Source organism: Roseiflexus castenholzii DSM 13941 (assembly GCF_000017805.1).
Lineage (GTDB): Bacteria > Chloroflexota > Chloroflexia > Chloroflexales > Roseiflexaceae > Roseiflexus > Roseiflexus castenholzii.
This window is the reverse complement of record NC_009767.1, coordinates 2,964,178-2,984,204: the sequence shown is the minus strand read 5'-3', so window position 1 is coordinate 2,984,204 and position 20,027 is coordinate 2,964,178. Positions and strand designations below refer to the sequence as shown.

The 20,027-nt window shown below is 60.1% G+C and carries 18 protein-coding genes; 10 read left to right on the top strand and 8 right to left on the bottom strand.

Annotated features, from left to right (window positions below):
• Window positions 1-9: 9 nt before the first annotated feature.
• Window positions 10-1,020, top strand: coding sequence for an ArsJ-associated glyceraldehyde-3-phosphate dehydrogenase (locus tag RCAS_RS11930; protein ID WP_012120821.1), 1,011 nt, complete (start codon window positions 10-12; stop codon window positions 1,018-1,020).
• A gap of 47 nt (window positions 1,021-1,067) precedes the next feature.
• Window positions 1,068-2,366: an organoarsenical effux MFS transporter ArsJ gene (gene arsJ, locus RCAS_RS11925; RefSeq protein ID WP_012120820.1), complete on the top strand. Its 1,299-nt coding sequence runs from the start codon at window positions 1,068-1,070 to the stop codon at window positions 2,364-2,366.
• A 104-nt stretch (window positions 2,367-2,470) separates the two neighbouring features.
• On the opposite strand, the gene arsM is transcribed toward arsJ, so the two are convergent.
• From arsM to pruA, 8 genes are all read right to left on the bottom strand, one after another.
• A complete protein-coding gene (gene arsM, locus RCAS_RS11920) occupies window positions 2,471-3,301 on the bottom strand; it encodes an arsenite methyltransferase (RefSeq protein ID WP_012120819.1) in 831 nt (276 codons plus the stop codon).
• Window positions 3,252-3,746 (bottom strand): arsenic resistance N-acetyltransferase ArsN2, encoded by a 495-nt coding sequence (arsN2, locus tag RCAS_RS11915; protein ID WP_012120818.1) that lies wholly within the window; start codon window positions 3,744-3,746, stop codon window positions 3,252-3,254. The genes arsM and arsN2 overlap by 50 nt, the downstream gene beginning before the upstream one ends.
• A gap of 266 nt (window positions 3,747-4,012) precedes the next feature.
• Complete coding sequence (locus RCAS_RS11910; RefSeq protein ID WP_012120817.1) at window positions 4,013-4,378, bottom strand: ArsR/SmtB family transcription factor; 366 nt, start codon at window positions 4,376-4,378, stop codon at window positions 4,013-4,015.
• Between the two features lie 108 nt (window positions 4,379-4,486).
• Window positions 4,487-5,533, bottom strand: coding sequence for a 2-oxoacid:ferredoxin oxidoreductase subunit beta (locus tag RCAS_RS11905; RefSeq protein ID WP_012120816.1), 1,047 nt, complete (start codon window positions 5,531-5,533; stop codon window positions 4,487-4,489).
• Window positions 5,534-5,827: 294 nt separating this feature from the next.
• Window positions 5,828-7,675, bottom strand: coding sequence for a 2-oxoacid:acceptor oxidoreductase subunit alpha (locus RCAS_RS11900; protein ID WP_012120815.1), 1,848 nt, complete (start codon window positions 7,673-7,675; stop codon window positions 5,828-5,830).
• A 255-nt stretch (window positions 7,676-7,930) separates the two neighbouring features.
• Window positions 7,931-8,644 carry an expansin EXLX1 family cellulose-binding protein gene (locus RCAS_RS11895; protein ID WP_012120814.1) on the bottom strand — a complete coding sequence of 238 codons (714 nt, stop codon included), beginning with the start codon at window positions 8,642-8,644 and terminating at the stop codon, window positions 7,931-7,933.
• A gap of 90 nt (window positions 8,645-8,734) precedes the next feature.
• Window positions 8,735-10,231 carry a carboxypeptidase M32 gene (locus RCAS_RS11890; RefSeq protein WP_012120813.1) on the bottom strand — a complete coding sequence of 499 codons (1,497 nt, stop codon included), beginning with the start codon at window positions 10,229-10,231 and terminating at the stop codon, window positions 8,735-8,737.
• Between the two features lie 768 nt (window positions 10,232-10,999).
• Entirely contained in the window at window positions 11,000-12,550 is a 1,551-nt protein-coding gene (gene pruA, locus RCAS_RS11885; RefSeq protein WP_012120812.1) for an L-glutamate gamma-semialdehyde dehydrogenase, read from the bottom strand.
• Between the two features lie 157 nt (window positions 12,551-12,707).
• Between pruA and RCAS_RS11880 the strand changes: the two genes are divergently transcribed.
• The 8 genes from RCAS_RS11880 (at window position 12,708) to RCAS_RS11845 (ending at window position 20,026) form a co-directional block, all read left to right on the top strand.
• Window positions 12,708-13,391 (top strand): GntR family transcriptional regulator, encoded by a 684-nt coding sequence (locus tag RCAS_RS11880; RefSeq protein ID WP_198135922.1) that lies wholly within the window; start codon window positions 12,708-12,710, stop codon window positions 13,389-13,391.
• A 39-nt stretch (window positions 13,392-13,430) separates the two neighbouring features.
• Window positions 13,431-14,729 carry an amino acid ABC transporter substrate-binding protein gene (locus tag RCAS_RS11875; RefSeq protein WP_012120810.1) on the top strand — a complete coding sequence of 433 codons (1,299 nt, stop codon included), beginning with the start codon at window positions 13,431-13,433 and terminating at the stop codon, window positions 14,727-14,729.
• 6 nt (window positions 14,730-14,735) lie between these two features.
• On the top strand, window positions 14,736-15,605 hold the full coding sequence (locus RCAS_RS11870; protein WP_012120809.1) for a branched-chain amino acid ABC transporter permease: 870 nt from the start codon (window positions 14,736-14,738) through the stop codon (window positions 15,603-15,605).
• 12 nt (window positions 15,606-15,617) lie between these two features.
• Entirely contained in the window at window positions 15,618-16,604 is a 987-nt protein-coding gene (locus RCAS_RS11865) for a branched-chain amino acid ABC transporter permease (protein WP_012120808.1), read from the top strand.
• Window positions 16,601-17,362 carry a cyclase family protein gene (locus tag RCAS_RS11860; RefSeq protein ID WP_012120807.1) on the top strand — a complete coding sequence of 254 codons (762 nt, stop codon included), beginning with the start codon at window positions 16,601-16,603 and terminating at the stop codon, window positions 17,360-17,362. Before RCAS_RS11865 ends, RCAS_RS11860 begins: the two co-directional genes overlap by 4 nt.
• A gap of 293 nt (window positions 17,363-17,655) precedes the next feature.
• A complete protein-coding gene (locus RCAS_RS11855; RefSeq protein WP_012120806.1) occupies window positions 17,656-18,384 on the top strand; it encodes an ABC transporter ATP-binding protein in 729 nt (242 codons plus the stop codon).
• Window positions 18,371-19,075, top strand: coding sequence for an ABC transporter ATP-binding protein (locus RCAS_RS11850; RefSeq protein WP_012120805.1), 705 nt, complete (start codon window positions 18,371-18,373; stop codon window positions 19,073-19,075). Before RCAS_RS11855 ends, RCAS_RS11850 begins: the two co-directional genes overlap by 14 nt.
• Window positions 19,076-19,093: 18 nt before the next feature.
• Window positions 19,094-20,026 carry a BKACE family enzyme gene (locus RCAS_RS11845; RefSeq protein WP_012120804.1) on the top strand — a complete coding sequence of 311 codons (933 nt, stop codon included), beginning with the start codon at window positions 19,094-19,096 and terminating at the stop codon, window positions 20,024-20,026.
• Window position 20,027 lies beyond the last annotated feature (1 nt).

Below are 20,027 nucleotides of genomic sequence, written 5' to 3'. Positions count from 1 at the left end.
AGAAGTCGTATGAGTGTGCGAATTGGCATCAACGGATTTGGACGGATCGGACGCCTGGCGTTGCGCGCCATGTGGGGCTGGCCCGACATCTCTGTCGCGCACATCAACGAGATCGGCGGTCCGGTCGAAACCGCTGCGCACCTGCTGGAGTTCGACTCGGTTCACGGGCGCTGGCAGCGCGATATTCAGGCCGAAAACGGGCGCCTGATCGTCGATGGTGTGCCAATTGGCTACAGCAGCGTGAAGGAGCCGGGCGCCGTTCCCTGGCGCGCCGCCGGGGTCGACATTGTGCTCGAAGCCACCGGCAAGTTCCGCACCCGTGAGACGTTGCAGGCGTATTTCGATGCGGGTGTGCGCAAGGTGATCGTCGCCGCGCCTGTCAAAGAGGGCGCGCTCAATATTGTCATGGGTGTGAACGACCACTGGTACAACCCTGACGAACACCATATCCTCACCGCCGCGTCCTGTACTACCAACTGTCTGGCGCCGGTCGTTAAGGTCATCCACGAGGGGATCGGGATTGTGCATGGAATGATTACGACCATTCACGATATGACCAACACCCAGAGCATTCTCGATACACCCCACAAAGACCTGCGCCGGGCGCGCGCGTCCAGTCTGTCGCTGATTCCAACAACGACCGGCTCGGCAACCGCCATCGGGTTGATCTTCCCTGAATTGCTCGGAAAACTCGATGGCATCGCCGTGCGGGTGCCATTGCTGAATGCGTCGCTCACCGATTGTGTCTTCGAGGTGCAGCGCCCGACGACCGTCGCCGAGGTGAATGCGCTGCTCCGCGCCGCCGCCGATGGTCCGCTGGCGGGCATCCTGGGGTATGAACATCGTCCGCTCGTCTCGGTCGATTTCAAGGACGATCCACGCTCGGCGATCATCGACGGACCTTCGACAATGGTCACAAATGGCACACAGGTGAAGATTTTCGCCTGGTACGACAACGAATGGGGCTACGCAAACCGGTACGTCGAACTGGCGCGGAAGGTGGCGCTGGCGCTTACGTGAGCGTTGGACGTCCGCCTGTCCAGAAGTCAGCGTGATAAGGAGGAACCGTGGCAACCGCAGATATTGCAGCGCCGCGAACGACATCGAACGATCTACGCAACTATATCCTGGTGACCGGCGCTTATTGGGCGGATACAATCACCGATGGCGCAATCCGTATGCTGGTGCTGTTCTACTTCTACCAGCTTGGCTATTCGCCATTTCAGGTGGCGATGCTGTTCCTGTTCTACGAAATCTTCGGCATCGTCACGAATCTATTCGGCGGCTATCTGGCGGCGCGCATGGGCCTGAAGAGCACCCTCTTCTCCGGTCTCGGCGTTCAGTTCGTGGCGCTGAGCATGCTGGCGCTCCCCGACTCCGCCTGGCTCACCGTGCCTTATGTCATGGCTGCACAGGCGCTCTCCGGCATTGCCAAAGACCTGACAAAAATGAGCAGCAAGAGCGCTGTCAAACTGATTGTCGCCGAAGATGCACAATCCACGCTTTTCAAATGGGTGGCGATCCTGACCGGCTCGAAGAATGCGCTGAAAGGCGTTGGGTTCTTCGTTGGCGGCCTGTTACTCTACCTGGTCGGGTTCCGCGTCGCAATCTTCATCCTGGCGGGGCTGGTCATCACGGCGCTGATCGTCACGGCGACCCTGATGCGCGGCGATCTTGGCAAGGCGAACAAGAAGGCGAAGTTCCGCCAGATGTTCTCGCACAATCGCGCCGTCAATGTTCTGGCGGCGGCGCGCATCTTTCTGTTCGCTTCCCGCGATGTCTGGTTCGTCGTTGGTCTGCCGGTCTTCCTCTACACGGCGCTGGGATGGAATTTCTGGCAGGTCGGTGGGTTCCTGGCGATTTGGGTCATCGGCTACGGGTTTGTGCAGGCATCAGCGCCGGAAGTCATCAAACGCCGGATGAAGGTCGATGAAGCGGGTATTGCGCATGGCAGCGTCCCGGATGGACAGACAGCGATGTGGCTGGCGTTCGTGCTAGCGACGTTCCCGGCCGGCATCGCAGTGGCGCTCGCTGGCGGCGTCGATCCGGCACTGGTCGTCGTCGCCGGATTGATCGCGTTCGGCATCATCTTCGCCATGAACTCATCGGTGCACTCCTACCTCATCCTTGCTTATACAGAGAGCGACAAAGCGGCAATGGGGGTCGGGTTCTACTACATGGCGAACGCCATGGGACGACTGGCGGGCACCGTGCTCTCCGGCGCCGTCTACCAGATTTGGGGATTGGTCGGGTGCCTCTGGTTCGCCGTCGCCTTTGTGCTGGCAGCCGGGGTCATCTCGGTGGCGCTGCCACGACGCGCGGCTGGCGCACCGGTGGTTGTCGCATTTGGCGACGGCGGGGATTAGCACGGTGTTCCGCGCCAACCACGTTGGCTGAACCTGTCGAAGCCAACGTCACTCGCAGTCGGCAATGGACGGGCAAGCATGGTGAGCGAAAGAGTGCGGAGTCGTCACTCCGGCTTTCGCGCGGTGATTGCGCTGCTCGTAAAACATCCTGCCAGACCATTCAGCACATCCGCCGGGATCGTTGCCAGATCGAGAGGCGCATCGGAAGGTAAATCGTCGATTGTGTAACGGTGCTGTACCGTCACGGCACTATCGGTAAATCCGGCATCGCTGAGCAATGTACGATACTCCTCTATCGTCAATGCGCCGGCGATGCACCCCGTCCAACTCAGCGCCGCGCGGATCTGTCCCTCGGTGACGGGAAACCGGCTCAGATCGCCATCGATCACAATATCGGAAATCGCCAGCCGTCCGCCCGGTTTGAGGACACGGAACGCTTCGCCCAGGGCGAGCGCTTTGTCCGGCGTGAGATTGATCACGCAATTGGAAATGATGACATCGACCGTATTCGAGGGGAGCGGAATGCGCTCGATATCACCCTTGAGGAACTCGACATTGGTCGCTTCTGCCCTTTCCGCATTGCGACGCGCCACTGACAGCATCTCATCGGTCATGTCGAGACCGTAGACATACCCCGTGGCGCCGACACGCTGCGCTGCCAGGAGCACGTCAAGCCCGCCGCCCGATCCCAGGTCGAGCACCACCTCGCCCATGCGCAGCGATGCCAGCGCAACCGGGTTGCCACAGCCAAACGAGGTCAACCCCTGGGGCAATGCTGCAACCGTCTCGGCGCCGTAGAGCGCAATCTCGGTCGGTGTGCTGTTGTCACACCATCCAGACGACGGACCACAACACGTGCCGGATTGAATGCGCTGGGCGTAGTGATCACGCACCTGGTCTTTGATCGTTTCCGATGATGAGAAGTGATGAGTCATCGAGGCTCTCTCCTGCCTGCACATCGAGTTGCATTACAACCGCACTTGCCGGACACACATCATTGAACTCCACCGATTGTCGCACCGCAAGAGCAACATCATCTCTCGATACGGCGCGAAAGCCGAAACGCGCAAAATAGTCTGCTGCACTGGTCGTCAGCAGATAGAGGGTGTGCAAGCCTCGCCGCTGCGCCAATTCGATGGCTGCGCGCACCAACGCCTCGCCGACGCCACGCCCGCGATGCGCCGCATCAACTGCCACCGAACGGAGCAACCCGGCGCCGCCGTAGCACTCGATTGCAGCGCATCCGATGATCGTCGGACCATCACGAATCACAAGCGTGCATTCCCGATGCGCTTCCAGCCCATCGCGCGGCAACCCCACACGCTTGAGCAGATCGAGCAGCAAGAGCCAGTCATCAGGCGTGAACGGTGTGATGTTCATAGCACGTTCTCCCTCCAATACCAATGACGATTGAAGCAGCCGCACGCTTGTCATGCCGCGCGCAGCGACGGGTCATGCCGCGCGCAGCGAGGAATCGAAGCGAGTCGCGCACGACCCCTCGCGCTGCTCAGGGTGACCATGCCGGATGGTCACAGGTCATTGGTACAATTCGTCCGGTCGTCGGACGAGCGCCAGAGGCGTCCCATTGCAACAGGCGCTTATCGCTGCCATCGTATTGATGATCATCGATATGATGGCTAAAAAAATCATGCGTCCACCAACGCCAGCATGCGCGTTATACGGGCACGCAACGCTTCCAGCGCCTCATGACGAATGAAGTAGTACATCCACGGACCGTGGCGCTCGGCATCGACCAGACCGGCTTCGCGCAACAGGCGCAGGTGGTGCGAAACCGTCGGTTGCTTGACCGGCACAGCCGCTTCGAGATCGCACACACACACCTTCCCGGCATGTCGCGCCAGCACATCCAGGATCAGGAGGCGCACCGGGTGCCCGAGAATCTGAAAGTCATCACTCACCTGTTGCGCCTCTGCCAGACTCAACGAAGGAGCGGCGCCATCAGCGCAGCAGCGGGTTCCACGCTCTCGCTCAATCAGATCATGAAGCGCCATATCGTTTTCTCTCCCCAGAGAGAGTAGCATACATATTGAAGATTGTCAATATGTTGTGACGCCCGGAGGCGCGGGTCTGAGACCCGCTCCTCCGCTCTTACACAAATATTACACGAACTCCTGCATCGCCTGCTCGAAACGTTCGCGCGATGGGCGCAACCGGTCTTCCGGCAGGTACGCAAGCGGCGTATCGGTCAGGTGCATGACTTCGTGCAGCGTCTGACGCTGCGTATTGATGTAGAGCAGCCCGGTAATAAACTCGTGGTTCTGGCGCGCCCGTTCCAGGAGTTCAATCGCCTGCCACCGGTTCGTTGGATCGTAATCGCGCCCCAGTTTACGCAGTTTGATCATAGGACCATCGTGCAACTGAACGTAGCGTTCACCGCCTTCCTCGTACTCGACGTGGACCTCATCGAAGCGCGGGATGAACTGAATATCCTGAAGACGCTCTTCGTGGGCTTTGCCGTAATCGTAGCTTTTGGTCGAGTCGTGGTGGTTGTTGAACGTCACACATGGGCTGATAATATCGATCACTGCCGTGCCGTGGAACGACATCGCCGCCTTGAGCAATTCGCGCACCTGCTTTGCATCACCGGCGAAGGAGCGCGCAACGAAGCCGCAATCGGCAGCCAGCGCCTCGATACAGATGTCGATCGGCGGCAGGACATTCGTTCCGGCGTACTTTAGCGTCTGACCGACATCGGCGGTTGCCGAGAACTGCCCCTTCGTCAACCCGTAGACGCCGTTGTTTTCGACGATATAGACCACCGGCACATTACGGCGCACCATATGTTTGAACTGCCCCAACCCGATGCTGCCGGTGTCGCCGTCGCCGCTGATGCCGATTGCCAGCAGGGTGCGATTCGCCAGCACAGCGCCGGTCGTCACGGAGGGCATGCGCCCGTGGAGCGTGTTGAAGCCGTGCGAGCGACTCATGAAATAGGCAGGCGTCTTGGACGAGCAGCCAATCCCGCTCATCTTGATGACCTGATGCGGCGCAAGCGACAACTCGAAGGCTGCGGCGATAATCTGGCTCGTGATCGAGTTGTGCCCGCACCCCTGGCAGAGTGTCGTCTCTCCGCCGCGATAATCCTGGCTTGTCAGTCCGATTCTATTGACATTCGGCTTGCCGTTGGTTTTGGTTTCGACCGTCATGGATTCCTCTCCTATGTTCTCCTATGGCAATATTCAGATTTTTGAACCAGGCGACGCCACGCAGGTAACGCTCCTCCGCGTTTGCCGGTTTCCACCCATCCCGACTCCACTGCTGAGGGCAGGGGTTATACCAATGACCTGTGACCATCCGGCATGGTCACCCCGAGCAGCGCGAGGGGGCGTGCGCGACCAGCGCAGATTCCGCGCTGCGTTTACCCTGAGCGAAGCGAAGGGCTCGGAATGACACGCATGCGGCTTCTTCAATCGTCATTGGCATTATACCCCGCATAACTATCACGTTACGGGATGCTCGGCGCTCACAATCGAGTCCACCACGAATTGTGCGCTCATCGGCAAACCATTGCAGATATGGATCGGGCGAATGCGCGCTGCGTACTCCGGCGCGTGCAACTGCACCAGTTGCGCCATCTGACCATCCTGGTTTAATTCCACGACATACACCCGCTCATACTTCGCCAGGAAGTCGGTCAGTGTCGCTTCCAGCGGCAGCGCGCGAATGCGCAAATAACTTGCCGTAATACCCCGTGCGCGCAGCATATCGCATGCCTCGCGCACCGCCGGGTCGGTCGAGCCATAGGCGACAATTCCGATGGTTGCGTCTTCGGCTTCCTGCACCACCGGCTTTGGCACAAGGGTGCGCGCCGTGTTGTGCTTGCGCGTCAGGCGATCCAGATTTCTCTGCCAGTCCTGTGGGCGTTCGCTATAGATCGCGTATTCATTGTGCCCGGTGCCACGCGCCAGGTATGCCGCGCGCGGGTTGGGATTGCCCGGCAACGTGCGATAGGGGATCCCATCGCCGTCGATATCCTTGTAGCGTCCCCAATCCTTGAATTTCTCCAACTCATCAGCGCTCAGCACCTTGCCGCGGTCAAGCGGTCTATCGGGATAGGTGAACGGCTCGGACATCCAGTTGTTCATACCCAGATCGAGATCGCTCAACACCAACACCGGAGTCTGCAAGCGCTCCGCCAGGTCGAACGCCAGATAGCCAAACTCGAAGCACTCGATCATGCTGCCGGGGAACAGGATGACATGATGGGTATCGCCATGCCCCATGTAGTAGGCAGACAGAACATCGCCCTGCGAGGTGCGGGTCGGCAGACCGGTGCTCGGTCCCATGCGCTGCACATCCCAGATGACACAGGGAACCTCGGCAAAGTATGCCAGGCTCACGAACTCATTCATAAGCGATAGACCCGGACCGGAGGTGGCGGTCATCGCGCGCGCGCCTGCCCATCCCGCACCGACCACGATCCCGGCAGCCGCGATTTCGTCCTCCGTCTGGATAATGGCATAGGTCGTTGTATTCGTCTCAGGATCGGCGCGCAGGATTGGCGCTAGTTCGGTCATGGCATCAACCAGGCTAGTCGAGGGAGTGATCGGGTACCAGGCGCACACGGTCATTCCCCCCATCAGTGCGCCGAATGCTGCGGCAGTATTCCCATCGACCAGGATCAGACCTTGCGTTTTGTCCATCGGCGCTACCTGGAACCGATCGGTCTTCGGCAGGTTGGCGCGCACCCATTCGGCAGCCGCAACTACAACGCCATAATTCAGACTGACCGGTTTGGCTTTGCCTTTGAAATGGCGTTCGAGCGCCGCTTTGATCTCGTTCATGTCGATGCTCAGCAGTTCCGCCAAAGCGCCGACATAGACCATATTGGCGATGTAATCACGCAGTTTTGCATCCACACCGGATTGTTTGACCAGGTCGCGCACCGGCAGCGGATAGAACGAAACATCGGAACGCGGATTGGTGAAAGTAATATCGTTCGGATGAACGCAGACGCCGCCGGGAACGAGCGATGCCAGGTCCTCATCGGCAGTGCGCTGATTGAAGGCAACCAGGATTTCGGTCGTCTCACGCCGGGCTGTGTAGCCATCTTTGCTGACGCGAATGGTGAACCAGGTCGGCAGCCCTTGAATGTTCGATGGAAAGAGGTTCTTGCCGCTGACCGGCACACCCATCTTGAAGATGGCGCGCATCAGCACATTGTTCGCCGTCTGGCTGCCCGAACCGTTGACCGTCGCTGCGACGATCGAAAAGTCGTTCACGATAGGTTCGGATGCCGGGCGATCAAGCGGACGTGGCTGGATTTCAGTGTCGGGCATTTGTATCATAGGTGCTCTCCAAAGGTGGGAGGCAAGCGAAGCGCCAGCCTCGTGCCGATACAAAAGGGTGATGAAGGTCGCCCCAACGTGGCGGTCTTCGATCACCCCCAAACCACAGGCCGTCATGGCCGGATGTATGATGGCGTTCCATGCGTTATGAGACCATTTCTGTGCCGCGGAGACGCAGAATCAGCGATTTCTGTCCAATATCAACGATATTATACTCCTTTTTTGTTGCAAAGTGCACAAAGAACACGAGGAAATTCAGGGCGGCGGAAACTGCGCTGCGCCGTTGATCACGCCGCCTTCAACGAAGGGGATGTCCGTGTCGGTCAGCACGTTGCCGTACATGTCAGTGACGCGAAAGGTGTAGGGTCCCGGTCCCATGCCGCTGCTCGCCACGAAGTAGTTGTACATCTGGCGTGGCACGGTTTGCCACTGGCCGTCGGCGCGCAAATACTCGAACCGCGCGACAGGATTGCGGTGATTGCGGATCTGCACTGCCGTCCACCACTGATTGCTGCCTTCCTTGAAGCGATACGCAATGGGTCCGGCGAGGTTGGGGCTGACGATGCGCCAGCGGATGGGGACGCGCCCGGCGGATAGATCGGCGATCCGCTCGAATGCCTGTGGACTCATATCGACATCGCCTCGGGCGCACTCCGGGCAACGGTCGACGATGCGCACCGTCACGCTTCCCTTCGGTCCGATGACCTCGATAAAGGCGCCACAGAGCGCTGCGTTGTCGTAGTCGATGTGGTTCATTGCCGCAACCATCAGGTCGTGCGGCGACGGGTCGAACATGCAGTTGCCCGTGCCGTCGGCGGCGTAGTAGGTTCCTTCGCCGGTGCGATACTGTGCATCACGGACAACAAGCGGCAGGTACACGGTGTGGGTGTCGTTCTGCGCCCTGACGACAGGAATGATGCCGGCGAGGAGCAGGCACACGCCGGCGAAAGCAAGGATGCGAAGGGGCATTGGCGTCTCCTGACGTATGGATGACACAAAGCAACCGCCATCGGGCAACCGTCATCAGGCAACCACGGGGGGGCGCCCCGACGTCACACGTCATCCGTATTTGCGCCACAGGTATGCCAGATACGGCTGCACATCGAGTGATCTGCCGGTGGCGCGTCGCAGGATGTCGTCGGCGTCGAGGGCGCGCCCATGACGGTAGACATGTTCGCGCATCCATTCGCGGAGCGTGTCGAACCTGCCGCTGCCAATCTGCTGCGGGATGTCGGGATGGTCGCGCAGCGCGGCATCGAACAGTTGCACGCTCATAATATTCCCCAGTGTATATCCCTGAAACGCGCCGCCGATGAGACCACCGTACCAGTGAACATCTTGCAACACACCGTCGCGGTCGTCCGGCGGCGCCACGCCAAGATCGCTGCGATAGCGTTCACGCCAGGCTTCGGGCAGGTCGCGCACGGCGAGCGTTCCTTCGAGCAATGCCAGTTCCAGGTCGAAACGCAGAATGACGTGCAGGTTGTAGGTCACTTCATCGGCTTCAGTGCGGATGAGGGAGCGCTGCACTTTGTTAATCGCCCGATAGAACGTTTCAAGCGGCACGTTTCCCAACTGATCGGGAAAAGTCGCCTGGAGGCGCGGATAGAAATACTCCCAGAAGGGGAGGCTGCGCCCAACGATATTCTCCCACAAACGCGACTGACTCTCGTGCATGCCGGCGGATGTGCCAGACGCGAGCGGCGTACCCTCGAATGCCTGCGCAATACCCTGCTCGTACATTGCGTGCCCGGCTTCGTGGATGGTGCTGAAGAGCGCCGAACCGAGGTCATATTCATCGACTCGCGTGGTGATGCGCACATCGTTCAGCGAGAACTTCGTCATAAACGGGTGCAACGTCTTATCCTGCCTTCCACGGCTGAAGTCGTACCCCAATGCCGTGATGACTTCAACGCCAAACGCCCACTGTTGCGCTTCGGGGAAGAACTGGCGCAGGCAAGAGTCATCGACCGGCGGCTGGACGGTGATCTGTTCGACCAGCGGGATCAACCCCTGGCGGAGTTCCGCGAAGACCTGTTTGATCGTTGCTGCGCGCATGCCATAATCCGCCATATCGATCAGCGGATCGGCAATGTGCTCATAGCCGGGAAAGAACTCCGCAAAGCGGCGGCTGAGATCAAGGGTGCGCTCCAGATAGGGCAAAACCGCCATAAAGTCGTTCGCCGGACGCGCACGCGACCAGACATCGTAACTGGCAGCGGTGTGCTCGTAGAGTTCAGCAGTGAACGCGGCGGGAACGCGCATCGCGCGCTCATAGTCGCGTCGCGTCACCCGAATGAGCGCAGCATCGGGCGAATCAGGCGGGAGCGACTCTTCGTAGGAGCGCAGCGCATCGAGCAAACGCCCAATCGCCGGATCGATCCGCTTCTCGTGAATAATGCGCCCCAGTGTCGCCAGTTGGCGACCGCGAGCCGCGGCGCCACCGGGAGGCATGTAGGTCGTCTGATCCCAGTTCAGGAGCGCAGCCGCCATCTCCAGATCGTCGATCTCGCGGAGACGCGCTTTGAGTTCGGTGAGTTGAGGAGGCGTATGCATTGGATAACCTTCCATACTTGTCGAATTCGTCCCCACGTCCTTTCCCGCTGACGGAAAGTTCCCTTTCACGCGAAGCGTTTCTCAGGGACGAGGGGTGTTTGCCGCACCCGGATGCCTTGCTGATCCTTGCCCTCCGCCCCTTTCTCTCGCGTGGAAAAGGGGAAATGTGGGCGTCCTGATGACCGAAACGATTGTCACGCGTTTAATGGCGTCGCCTCGTATATCCTTAACAAGAAATGTGGGCGTCCTGATGACCGAAACGATTGTCACCCCGAGCGGAGCGAGGGGTCTGGCGCGACCCGCTCAGATTCCGCGCTGAGTTTACCCTGAGCGAAGCGAAGGGCTCGGAATGACACGAATATCGATCCCGTCAGGCGGGCCTTGGTGTCCTCCAGGCGCTTCGTGCGCTTGAAGCGCGGCCTTCCCGCCCGACCCTGTCTCCAATAATGTGACCATCCGGCATGGTCACCCCGGGCAGCGCGAGGGGTCTGGCGCGACCCGCTTCGATTCCTCGCTGCGTTTACCCTGAGCGAAGCGAAGGGCTCGGAATGACAAGTCGCTGCGCTCGGAATGACAAGTTGCTGCGCTCGGAATGACAAGTTGCTGCGCTCGGAATGACAAGTTGCTGCGCTCGGAATGACAAGTTGCTGCGCGCGGAATGACCAGTCGCTGCGCGCGGAATGACCAGTCGCTGCGCGCGGAATGACACGAATGCGGCATCTTCAATATGGGCAGCTGCTGTCAACCCCTCGCCCCACGCCTTGCGCCTCACAGTTTCTCGGCTACCGTCTTGGCTTGCAGGAAGAGGAGCAGATAATCGCGCCCGCCAGCCTTCGAGTCGGTGCCCGACATGTTGAAGCCGCCAAACGGATGCGCGCCGACCATCGCGCCGGTGATCTTGCGGTTGAAATAAAGATTGCCAACGTGGAACTCGTCGCGCGCACGCTCCAACCGCTCACGCGAGCGCGAGTAGACCCCGCCGGTCAGACCGTACTCGGTATTGTTGGCAATCGCCAGCGCCTCATCGAAGTCGCGCGCCTTGATAAATGCCAGCACCGGACCAAAGATTTCCTCCTGGGAAATGCGCGCATTGGGGTCAACATCGGCGATGATCGTGGGCGGCACAAAGAACCCGTCACCCGGTGCATCGCCGCTGAACGCCAGCCGTCCCCCTTCGCGCACGCCTTCCTCGATATACCAGCGAATCTTCTCGCGCGAACGTTCGTCGATGACCGCGCCCATGAACGTCCCGCGCTGCGCCGGATCGCCAACCGTCAACCCGCCCGTCAGTTCGATCACCCGGTCGAGCAGTTCATCGTAGACCGGCTCGACCGCCACGACCCGCGAGCAGGCGGAGCACTTCTGCCCCTGGAATCCGAATGCGGAAGTGACAACCCCAGATGCAGCCGCTTCCAGGTCCGCCGTTTCGTCCACAATGATGGTATCCTTGCCACCCATCTCCAGAATGGTGCGCTTGAGCCATTTCTGACCGGGATGCACCTTTGCGGCGCGCTCAAAGATGCGGATGCCAACATCTTTCGATCCGGTGAAACCGATAAAGCGCGTGAGCGGATGATCGACCAGCGTATCGCCGACGCTGCTGCCGGGACCGGGAAGATAATTGACCACGCCAGGAGGCACGCCGCACTCCTCCATGATCTCCATAAACTTCGCCGCAATAATCGGCGAAGTCGAGGCAGGCTTGAGCACAATCGTGTTCCCGGCGACGACCGGCGCGGTCACCAGCCCGACCATAATAGCGAGCGGGAAGTTCCACGGCGGAATGGCGACCCCGGCGCCGAGCGGAATATAGGTCAGGCGGTCATCTTCGCCGGGGATGGGGTAGAGCGGTTGCGGTTCGCTCAGGCGCAGCATTTCGCGCGCATAGAACTCGCAGAAGTCGATCGCCTCGGCAACATCGGCATCCGCCTCCGCCCAACTCTTGCTGACCTCATAAATAATCCAGGCGTTCAATTCGAAGCGACGCGCGCGCATGGCGGCTGCCGCCTTCAACAGCAGTTCGACGCGCTGCTCGACCGGGACGCGCCGCCATTCGGCGAAGCGGCGGTGCGCCGTTTCGATGGCGCGTTGCGCTAGCGTCACATCGGCGCTCGCCGCATACCCAACGACCTCTGAAGGACGCGCTGGGTTGACGGAAGCAATCGTCGCGCCGGTGGTGATGCGCTCACCGTCGATAATGATCGGATAAGCGCGCCCAAACTGCGCGCGGACATCCGCCAGCGCCTGCTCCATCGCGGCGACATTGGCGGGATCGTTGAAATCGGTGGGTGGTTCATTCCGAAATGGCGGGAGGTCCATACGCTTCCTCCTGTGGCGCTCTCTCGATAGGGGCATTATACACGAGATGACCGACACATCGCTTGACACATCCACAGGATCGGATATAATCATTTAGAAATTATAAAAATTTCCGCACTCCTCCAGGATGCCCTGAAGCAACGCCCGGAGCAGTCAGGTGTCGTCGGTGCGAATCAATAAAGCCAGCCCGCCAACAGTTGCGCAGTATGTGCTCGAAACCGTGCGCGCCGATATACTGAACGGGCGATATCCGATGAACTCGCGGCTTGATCAGCAGGCGATCGCCGCTGAACTCGGCGTGAGCATCATCCCGGTGCGCGAGTGCCTTCGGCAACTCGAAGCCGAAGGGTTGGTGCAGATTTCACCCCGGCGCGGCGTGTTTGTCGTCGAACTCTCCGTTGACGAATTTCGCGAAATCTATAGCATCCGTGAAGTGCTGGAAGAACTGGCAATTCACAAAGCCCTGCCCCATTTTACTCCGGCGCATCTCGATTATGTCCGTCAGATCAATGCGCGTTTCGTTCAGTCGATCCACGACCGGGCATACTCAACAGCGCTGGAGATCAATCAGGAGTTTCACCTGGCGCTCTATGAACCGGCGCAACAACCATTGCTGCTCGACCTGATTTCGAGTCTGTCGACCCGCTCAATGCGCTACCGCCAGATTTATGTCAATCTACCAAACCGTGCGCAACAGGCGATTATCGATCACGAGACGATCCTCGCCGCCTGTCGCGCCGGAGACATCGTTGCAGCAGGGGAGGCGGTGCGCGGACATCTCCGGCGCACACTGGAAGGCGTTCTTGCAACCCTCAAGGTCCCACACGAGACCAAATCATAGCCCTCTGACATCGACGGAGTTTCAGAAGGAGGTCAACGTATGACTGGTCACACGTCCCGCCAACAGATGCTCTGGACTGTCCTGCTCGTCTGGATTGTGGCACTCATAGTGAGCGCCTGTGGTCAGGCGCCTGCCGCACCGGCGCCGACCACCGCTCCCGCCGCACCGGCGCCGACCACCGCTCCCGCCGCACCGGCGCCGACCACCGCTCCCGCCGCACCACAGGGAGCGCCGATCAAGGTCGGATGTTCGTTGCCGTTGACCGGCGCATTCGCCGATACCGGCATTTGGGTGGAGCGCGGCTACCGACAGTGGGCTGAAGATGTCAATGCCGCCGGAGGATTACTCGGTCGTCCGGTGGAACTGATTATCTACGACGACGAGAGCAAGACCGAGAATGCCGTCAACCTGCTGACCCGCATCATCACCGTCGATCAGGTCGATCTGCTGTGCGGCGGGTACCCCGGCACAGCCGCCGCAGCGCAAATGGCAGTCGCCGAGAAGAATCAGATGGTCTACGTTTCGATGGGCGGGCATATGGCGTCGTTCTCACAGGGGTTCACCTACGTCTTTGGCGCGCCGCCACTGATGGGGCAGTGGTGGTACGAAGGGTTGTACGGCTGGCTGGCAACGCTGCCCGAAGCGGAACGTCCGAAAAAAGCCGCGATTTTCACGATCAACAATCCGGTCGGCGGCGCCATTTTGGAGCCAATGCCCGAAAAATTGAAGGCGCTGGGGATTGAGATCGTCGTGAATGAACGGTACGACGTGCCGCTGACCGATGCAGCGCCGCTGGTGACGAAAGCAAAAGCAGCGGAAGCGGACATCTTCTTTGCCAACGGCTTCTTCCCCGATAGCGTGCAGATTGTGAAGGCGATGCGCGCGCTCGACTATAATCCCAAACTGATTGCGCAAGGGGTCGGATCGATCATTCCCGCCTGGGTGCAGGAATTGGGAACGGACGGCTACTACGTCTTCTCCGGCACGGCGGTTCACCCGTCGCTGCCGTTCGAGGGCATCTCCCGGCTGAACGACGTCGCCAAAGCGAAGTATGAAGCGCCGGTTGCGCCGATCTATTTTATCTTCGGCTACGCCTGGATGCAGGCATTGCAACGCGGCGTTGAAGGGGCGCAGAGCCTGGATCAGACCGCCATCCGCGACTGGCTGAAATCGAATCAGATGACCACCGTCGCCGGAACGTTCACCTTCGACGAGCGCGGTCTGCCGCCGCCGTACAATTACCTGACCCAGGTGATCGACGGGAAGGTGGAACTGATCTGGCCCCCCGACGTGCGCACGAAAGACCCGATCTATCCCAAACCGGCGTGGGGGAAGTAGACCGCAATGGGGTACGAACTGGTGCAGTCATTGACCAGCGGACTGCTGATCGGCAGCGCACTGGCAGTATTGAGTGTCGGTTTCAGCATGGCATGGGGCATCACGCATGTACTCAACGTTGCACATTGCGCCTTTGCCGTGCTGGCCGCCTACCTCGGCTACTGGTCGCTCAACCGGTGGGGGATCGACCCGCTTCTGGCGCTGCCGGTGATGCTGCCGCTATTCTTTCTGCTTGGCATGGCGATGCATACGCTGCTAATCCGCGCAACCGCGCGACGCGCCCACGATCTGGGGCTGGCGACGATGGTGCTGACCTTCGGGTTGGGCGTGGTGATGGAAAACGGCATGCAACTCGCCTGGACGCCCGATCCGCGCGTGTTGAAGACCGCGTATAGCAGCCTCACTTTCACCCTTGGTCCGCTCATTGTGCAGGCGCCGCACCTGGTGGCATTCGGTCTGGCAGGATTGACGATTGGCGCACTCTATCTGTTCGCCGAACGGACGTTCATGGGCAGGGCGGTACGCGCTGTCTGGCAGCAACCGATGGGCGCGGCGCTGTCGGGGATCGATCTGGATCGGGTGACGACCATCGCCTATGGTCTGGCTGTTGCCACTGCGGCGGTTGGCGGAGTGGCGATGTCGTTGCTCTACACCTTCGACCCCGCTTCACATCTGAGCTGGCTGGTGTATGTGTTTCTGGTGGTCATTCTGGGCGGAGTTGGCAGTATTCTGGGGTCGGCGCTCGCCGGTTTGATCATCGGGTTGATCATCGGCGCCAGTAGTGTCTTCATTCCGCTGGCGTGGAACAATCTGGTGTTGTTTGGATTGCTGATTGTGTTGCTGCTCCTGCGCCCGCAGGGTTTGTTGCAGCGGTAGGGCAGGTGAGCCATGCGGCGCGCTCTGGCAGGTTCGTTCACTCTAACATCGCCAGATGTGGCAATCGGCGTCGGGCTGGCGCTGGCGTTTGCTGCCGTTCCGCTTGCCGCTCCGAGCGCGTATATCCTGAGTTTTCTGCTCACGATCTTCATGTACGGCGCACTGGCAGGCAGCTGGAATATCATCGGCGGCTATGCCGGGTACCTGAGTTTCGGTCATGCGGCGTTCTTTGGGTTGGGCGCCTACACCACAGCGCTCCTGCTCTTCTATTTCGGCTGGTCGCCTTTCCTGACGCTGCCACTGGCGGGGGGAGTTGCAGCGCTGTTTGCGGCGCTGGTCGGATATCCCTGCCTGCGCCTGCGGGGACCATACTTCAGCCTGGTGACCCTCATCCTTGGACTGGCAATGTATTCGCTCACGCTCAATCTGCCGTTCACCCAGGGTTCGACCGGATTGTTCCTGCCGTTTCTGAAGGTGGATATCTACACCAGCCATGTCATCTTCTATGAAATCATGCTGGCGCTGCTGGTCGTTGTGACGGCAGTGCTGCGACAGATCGCGCGCACGAAAATGGGTATCGGGCTGGCCGCCATTCGCGAAGATGAGGACGCGGCAGGGACGCTCGGCGTCGATGCAACTCGTCTCAAATTGCAGGCATTCATGCTCAGCGCATTCTTGACGGGTCTGGTCGGGGGCGTGTATTCTTACTATAAAAGTTATCTCGATCCCTCATTCGTCTTCGCAACATCGATCTCAATAACGATTGTCCTGATGGCGCTCTTCGGCGGTCGGTTGACATGGTATGGACCGTTGGTCGGCGCGCTTGTCCTTTCGGCAGTCAACGAAGTTCTGACAACACAAGCGCCGCCGCAAACGGCGCGGATCGTGTTCGGCGCGCTGCTGATCGGCGTCATCATGTTTCTGCCGGATGGATTGATGTCCATCGTTCAACGCAGGGTCCGGTCTCAGACCCGATCCCACGGAGGAGGAATACGATGAAAATCTTCGATCTCAGCGTGCCGACCGAGATGAGTCCCAGCGAAGTCGAGCCGGTGCAGGTCGAACATATCGACCATAAGCAGACGGCAGCGTTCATGGCGAGTTTCTTCGGGGCAACGGTTGATGACCTGCCGGAAGGCAACGGATGGGCGAACGATCAGGTGACGATTCGCGCCCATGCCGGCACGCACGTTGATGCGCCATGGCACTATTACCCGACGTGCGGCGGCGCGCGCGCCCGCACGATCGACGAAATGCCGCTCGAATGGTTCTACGGCGATGGCGTCGTGCTCGATATGCGTCACAAGCCGCGTGGCGGTCTCATCGAGATCGACGATCTGCGCGCAGCACTCGATACAATCGGGTATACCCTCAAACCGGGCGATATTGTGCTCATCCAGACCGGCGCCGACAAACTGTGGGGACAGGCGGAGTATTTCGCGGCTGGCGCCGGGATGAGCGCTGCTGCGACCCGCTGGCTGATCGAACAGGGCATCCGCACCATGGGTATCGACGCCTGGGGATGGGATCAACCATTCTGGGCAATGAAGGAGCGTTACCAGCAGACCGGCGACCCCTCGGTGATTTGGGAGGCGCACCGCGTCGGGCGCGACATGGAGTACTGCCATATTGAGAAACTCGCCAATCTGGACGCGCTGCCACGCCCATTTGGATTCAAGGTCGCATGTTTTCCGGTCAAACTGACCGGCGGCAGCGCCGGATGGACGCGTGTTGTGGCGATCTTCGAGGATTTATGACGTGCATATCAGACCGCGCGCCGGCCAGGTCTACGGCGCGTAAAGCCAGCAGCGCCCGATACCTGCGTTGAGACAGAAGTCCGAAGAGCGGCACGCTTACCAATCTCTGGCGCGCAGACCCCGCGCCGCCTCGCGCCTGTCGAACCGCGAGACGCGGAGGGTGACACACCCTCCGCAGAACACAACCGGACGCATGGCATGTGAGCAACGCAACGAGACGCTGAACTGCTGGCGTCGGCGACCTGACAGTCGTTGCCTGTCTACGCGCTGATGCACCATGGTGAACGACCACTATGCTTCAGGGCATCAACATCACCAAACGTTTTGGCGGCGTGACGGCGCTCCGCAATGTCAGTTTCATAGTGAACGCCGGAGAACTCGTGGGATTGATCGGTCCGAATGGATCGGGCAAAAGCACGCTGTTCAGTGTCATCTCTGGGTTTCACCCGCCCGACGAGGGCGCCGTTATCTTCGAGGGGCGCACAATTACCGGCTTCCCGTCGCACGCTGTTGCGCGCCTGGGGATCGCACGCACCTTCCAGATTGTGCGTCCCTTCACCGGCATGACCGTCATCGAGAATGTGCGCGTTGGGGCGCTCTACGGGCGCGGCGAACGCAGCGTGGCAACCGCCGACCGGCGTGCCAGGGAACTGGTCGAGTTCGTCGGGTTGAGGCAGCGCGCCGATGTCCCGGCGCGCAACCTGACGCTGGCGGAAAAAAAACGCCTGGAGATCGCGCGCGCCCTTTCGATCCAGCCCCGGTTGCTCCTGCTCGATGAGGTCTTTGCCGGTCTCAACCCGGCGGAAGTGCGCAGCGCCATCGATCTGATCGCCCGGATTCGCAGGGAATTCGGCGTGACGATCATCATGGTCGAACACGTGCTCAAGGCGCTGATGGAAACCTGCGAGCGCGTCATCGTCCTGAGCTCCGGCGAAAAGATCGCCGAAGGCGCGCCGGCCGAGATCGCAGCCGATCCGCACGTGGTCAGCGTCTATTTGGGAAAGGCGTATGCTACAGGTTGAGCATCTGAATGTCGCCTACGACACGCTTCAGGTGTTGTGGGACGTTTCGCTGGAGGTGCGCGAAGGCGAGATTGTCGCCCTGATCGGCTCGAACGGCGCCGGCAAAACGACGCTGCTCAGAACGATCTCGGGCTTGATGAAGCCGTTGTTCGGTTCAATCCGCTTTATGGGCGAGGAGATCGCCGGTCTGCCGCCCCACGAGATATGTCGGCGCGGGGTGATCCAGGTTCCTGAAGGACGCGCCTTGTTCCCGCGGATGCGAGTCCTCGAAAATCTAGAACTCGGCGCCTACCTGCCGGCCGCGCGCGCGCAGCGCCACGAGACCATCGAGTATGTCTACCATCTCTTTCCCCGCTTGAAAGAACGCTGGCGACAGGACGCCGGAACCCTCAGCGGCGGTGAGCAACAGATGGTCGCTATCGGGCGAGCGCTCATGGCGCGCCCGAAACTTCTGATGCTCGATGAACCGTCGCTTGGTCTGGCGCCGGTGCTGGTCGAGACGATCATGGAGGTTCTGACGCGCCTGAATGCGGAAGGCATGACGATCCTGCTTGTGTCGCAAGAGGTGCATCAGGCGCTCGCCATCGCGCATCGCGCCTACGTGATCGAAAATGGACGGATTGTGCGCAGCGGATCATCGCGCGAACTGCGCGATGATGACGCTGTGCGCAGTGCATATTTAGGGTTGTAAAAGAGAAAGGAATGATCTGTGAACAAGGTCATCATCACTGCCGCGCTGACCGGCGCGGTCACGGTGCCGACCCAGACGCCTTACCTGCCCTATACCATCGAGCAACTGGCGGAAGACGCCGAGCAGTGCGCGCGCGCCGGCGCTGCCATTATTCACATCCACGCGCGCAACCCTGCCAATGGCGCACCATCGTCGGACATGGAACTGTTCGGCGAGATCCTCCAGGCGATTAAAGCCCGCACCGACGCAGTCATCTGCACCACAACCGGCGGCGGGGTCGGGATGACGCCGTCCGATCGGGTGCGGGTCGTGCCGATGTGGCAACCTGAACTGGCGACGTGCAACATGGGTTCGATGAACTTCTCGGTCCATCCGGCAGCGCGGCGCTTTTCCGACAGCGACTACAAGTTTCCCTGGGAAAAACAATGGCTGCTGGGCAGCGAAGATTTCATCTTTCCCAACACCTTCGCCAGTATCAAGCATTTCCTCATCGAAATGAAGAAGACCAACACGCGACCTGAATTCGAGATCTATGATGTTGGTCATCTCTACAACCTCGATTTCATGGTGCGGGAAGGTCTGGTCGAAAAGCCGATCTGGTTGCAGTTTGTGATGGGAGTGCTGGGCGGCATCCGCGCGACACTGTACGACCTGACCCATCTGCTCGATACGGCAAACCGCCTCTTCGGTCCCGAAAACTACCACTGGTCGGTGATCGGTGTCGGGTACCCACAGCAGTTCCATATGTGCACGGCCGCGCTTATGCTCGGCGGCCACGCGCGCGTTGGTCTGGAAGACAATATCTTCGTCAGTCGCGGGAAGCTCGGGCGTAACCATGAACTGGTCGAAAAGATTGTGCGCATTGCGGCGGAGTTCGACCGTGAACCGGCGACGCCCGACGAGGTGCGCGCATTCCTCAACCTGAAAGGGAAGGATCAGGTTGGCTTTTAAT